Here is a 2,173-nt window from a genome sequence, read left to right as displayed (position 1 = left end):
GTGCGCCGTCAGGGACTCGAACCCCGGACCCGCTGATTAAGAGTCAGCTGCTCTAACCAACTGAGCTAACGGCGCCTGCTGACTCGAAAATAATACCCGGTGCCCGGGGGTGCTCCGGACCACGGCCTTCCCCGCCCCGGGGAGGAAGGGGGGAGGCCGTGGCCCGGGTCCTGTCAGCCCCTCGGCGGGGCGGTCCTCAGGAGGCCGTCGAAGGCGGCCCCCGGCGCGCGCTCCCTGGCAAGCGATCGCCTTCGTGTCTGCGACGCGGGCACTTCCCAGCGGCACAGTCACCAAGCGTAGTGAGGGTGCGACGCGGTGTGAATAGCCGCGGGAGAGGTTGGCGAAGGGTCGCCAGATCGGTTTGAGACGCCGATTCAGAGGGTCAGCGACAGCGCCATCGGAGCCGCGCCGCGATTCAGTCTCGCCGCCGCCGACCGCAGCCGGTGCGCGTCCTCGACCGGCAGCGACAGCGCGAGGCAGCCCACCGCCGAGCCGGCCGTCAGCGGCACGGCCGCGCACACCGTCCCCACGGCGTACTCCTGGAGATCCAGCACCGGCACCGTCGGCGGCTGCCCGTCCAGCCGCGAGAGCAGCAGCCGCTCGCTGGTGATCGTGCGGGACGTGAAGCGGGCCACCTTGTGGCGCGCCAGATGGTCCCGGCGCCCGTTCTGGTCCAACTGCGTGAGCAGGCACTTCCCTATGGCGCTGGCGTGCGCGGCGGACCGGAAGTCCACCCACTCGTTCACCGCCGGCGTGCCGGGCCCGTCCGCGATCCGGGTCACCTTGATCTCGCCGTCGATGTACCGGCTCATGTACACCGCCGCGCCCACGGAGTCGCGCAGCTTGGTCAGGTCGTCCTGGAGCTTGGCCTCCAGCGCCTCTTTCCGGGCGGCCCCGGAACCGAGCAGGACGAGCGAGTCGCCGATCGTGTAGGCGCCGTCCGCGACCTGCTCGACGTACCCCTCGCGCCGCAGCATGGAGAGCATCGGCGCCAGATGCCCGGTGGGCAGGCCCGTCTCGCGGGCGATCTGGACGTCCGTCACCCCGCCGCCGTACTTGGACACCGTCTCCAGGACACGCAGGACGTAGTGCACCGAGTGGAACGGCGCGGTCGGCTCCGGCTTCAGCGCCACGGCTCCCCCTAGCAGGTTGTCAGCGGGTTGACAGCAGGTAGTGACCGCAGGATTACGCACCCACGATAACCGCCAAGGCCCCCGTGCGGGGCGGCTGTTGAGGAGAAGAACGGAGTGGCCCGGTGGCGTGCGCCGACCCCCGTCACCATGGCATATGACACTGTCATACCGCGTAAGCGGAGTGCGAGGTCAGAGCCCCGGGCGTACCTCCCGCCGGGCTCCCGACAGGCCGGGGAGCGCGGTGCGACTTCCCCACGCGAACGGCAAGCGGACCCTTCCGCAAAGCCTCACCGTACGCTCGCAGCGGGTCGGCGGGGGCGGCGGGAGCGGGCATCCGGCCTCGGCGGGCGCGGTCAGCAGGTGTCGGCCGGCGCCGGAATCCGCGCGGCGCCCGACACGTACAGCGCGTGCGCCGCGCGCAGCACCATCCCGTCCGCGTGCCGCGCCCCGACCAGCTGGATCCCGATCGGCAGCCCCTTTCCGTCGACCCCGCACGGCACGGTCGCGGCGGGCTGCTGGGTGAGGTTGAAGGGGTACGTGAACGGCGTCCACGCCGTCCAGCGGCGCTGCCCCGACCCGGCGGGCGTCTCCCGGCCCGCCTCGAACGCGGTGATCGGCAGGGTCGGCGTGACCAGCAGGTCGTACACCGTGTGGAAGAGGCCAAGCCGGCGGCCCAGCAGGACCCTGACCTCCGTCGCCGCCACGTAGTCCAGCGCGCTGTGGCGTGCCCCGGCCGCCGCCATCTCCCGCAGCCCCGGATCGACCAGCGCCAACTGGTCGCGGTCGAGGGGCTGGAGCAGCCGGGCGGCCCCGCTGCTCCACAGCGTGTGGAAGGCCGCCAGCGGATCGGTGAGGTCCGGATCCGCCTCCTCCACGTACGCGCCCAGCTCGGCCAGCCGGCCCACCGCCCGCCGGACGGCCGCCGCCACCTCGGGGTCCACCGCCACCTGGCCGCCCAGCGACGGGGAGTACGCGATCCGCAGCCCCCGTACGCCCCCGGTCCCGTCGCCGTCCGGCCCGAACTGCCCGTCCTGCCCGCC

2 protein-coding genes and 1 tRNA gene are annotated in these 2,173 nt (G+C 72.8%); all 3 read right to left on the bottom strand.

Translation table 11 applies throughout. From position 1 onward, the window contains the following. Nucleotide 1: 1 nt before the first annotated feature. Nucleotides 2-75: transfer RNA gene (locus GT042_RS35555), tRNA-Lys, on the bottom strand. Between the two features lie 299 nt (nt 76-374). Beyond that, the gene (locus tag GT042_RS35550; protein WP_161312810.1) at nt 375-1,133 is read right to left on the bottom strand and encodes an IclR family transcriptional regulator C-terminal domain-containing protein; all 759 of its coding nucleotides are present in this window, start codon (nt 1,131-1,133) and stop codon (nt 375-377) included. A gap of 353 nt (nt 1,134-1,486) precedes the next feature. Then, a partial coding sequence (locus tag GT042_RS35545) for an amidase family protein (RefSeq protein ID WP_272925807.1) occupies nt 1,487-2,173 on the bottom strand: 687 nt, incomplete at its 5' end.

Source organism: Streptomyces sp. SID3212 (assembly GCF_009865405.1).
GTDB lineage: Bacteria > Actinomycetota > Actinomycetes > Streptomycetales > Streptomycetaceae > Streptomyces.
Note: the sequence above shows the minus strand (reverse complement) of the source record. Positions and strands in the feature narration are given on the sequence as shown.